This is a genomic window from Mycobacterium sp. NPDC003449, from assembly GCF_053588415.1.
The window spans coordinates 1-1511 of record NZ_JBSFPX010000372.1; the positions used below are offsets into that span (position 1 = coordinate 1).

At 64.7% G+C, this 1511-nt stretch carries 2 protein-coding genes; both read right to left on the reverse strand.

The features are described from left to right. The coding region (locus ACWDTP_RS38405; protein WP_450028437.1) for an ATP-binding protein at nt 1-1060 on the reverse strand (1060 nt) is incomplete at its 3' end. A gap of 209 nt (nt 1061-1269) precedes the next feature. After that, nucleotides 1270-1511: DciA family protein (locus ACWDTP_RS38410; RefSeq protein ID WP_450028438.1), on the reverse strand; the 242-nt coding region annotated here is incomplete at its 5' end.

Here is a 1511-nt window from a genome sequence, read left to right on the forward strand (position 1 = left end):
GACCCTCGCGGATATCGTCCCCGGTGAGGTTGGGGTCCTTGTCCTTGAGCAGCTTCTTGTCCTTGGCGTAGCGGTTCACCACACTGGTCAGGGCGGTCCGGAAGCCCTCTTCGTGGGTGCCGCCCTCATGGGTGTTGATGGTGTTGGCGAACGTGTGCACCGACTCCGAATAGCCGGCGTTCCACTGCATCGCGATCTCGACCTCGTGGCCCTCGCCCTTGCCGTCGAAGTCGATCACACTCGGCTGGATCGGGTTCTTGGTCCGGTTGATGTGCTTGACGAAGTCAACCAGCCCACCCGGATAGTGGAAGACCCGGTGCTTGACCTTGTGTGGCGCCTGCTCTTCGGCGGCCTTCTCCTCGGCGGACTTCGGCGCGGCCGCCTGATCGCTGACCACATCGTCGACCACTTCGTCGGCGGTGACGCGTTCATCGGTCAGCTCGATCGTCAGGCCCTTGTTCAGGAAGGCCATCTCCTGCAACCGGCGCGCGATGGTCTCGAAGTCGTAGTTGGTGGTCTCGAAAACATCCGGATCGGCCCAGAACCGGATCGTCGTCCCGGTCTTGTTGGTCTTCTCGCCCTGCTTGAGGGTGCCGGGCACGGATCTGTCGTAGGTCTGGAACCACTCGTAGCCGTCGGTCTGGATATCGGCTTCCAGCCGGCTGGACAACGCGTTCACCACCGAGACGCCCACGCCGTGCAGCCCGCCGGACACCTGATAGGCGCCCTCTTCGAACTTCCCGCCGGCATGCAGGACGGTCATGACGACGTCGACGGTCGGAATGCCCGTGGCGTGCATCCCGACCGGAATGCCGCGCCCGTCATCGGTGACCTGGACGCCCCCGTCCTCGAGAATGCGCACGTCCACGCGCGAGGCGAAGCCGGCCATCGCCTCGTCGACCGCGTTGTCGACCACCTCCCAGATCAGGTGATGCAGACCGCGCTCGCCGGTGGAACCGATGTACATGCCGGGCCGTTTGCGGACCGCCTCGAGACCTTCGAGGACCTTGATCGAGTCGGCGCCGTACTCACTGGGCGCATTCTTCTTCTGGGCAGCCACGTTGGACGTGTCTCCTTGGGGTTCGCGGGAGGCAGTGCACACACCGCCTGAGGTCCGTCGGCCAGTCTACCGTGAGATCCGGACAGGACCGGTTCTGCGGGGGTGTTTTCGCCTATCTAATTGGGCCGTGCGCTGAATTTCTCGGGTCTTGGTGCGTGAGGACGCTTCAGCGGATTCATATCGGCCGTATCGGCGCTCTCAGCTCGCGACTAGCCGTAGGTGTCGCGGGGGCCGCGACCCGGGACGTGGTACTTACCCTTACGCCACGACGGACCCACCGGGCCGGTGATCTTCAGCGAGGTTACAACGCCGTCACCGACCGCCGCGGCGATCTTGGCCAGCAGTTGCGCCTGCACCATCCGCAGCTGGGTGGCCCATGCGGTCGATTCCGCCGACACCGTCAGGACACCGTCGTGCAGCGCCGTCGGATTGGCGTGGTCGGCGATCTGGT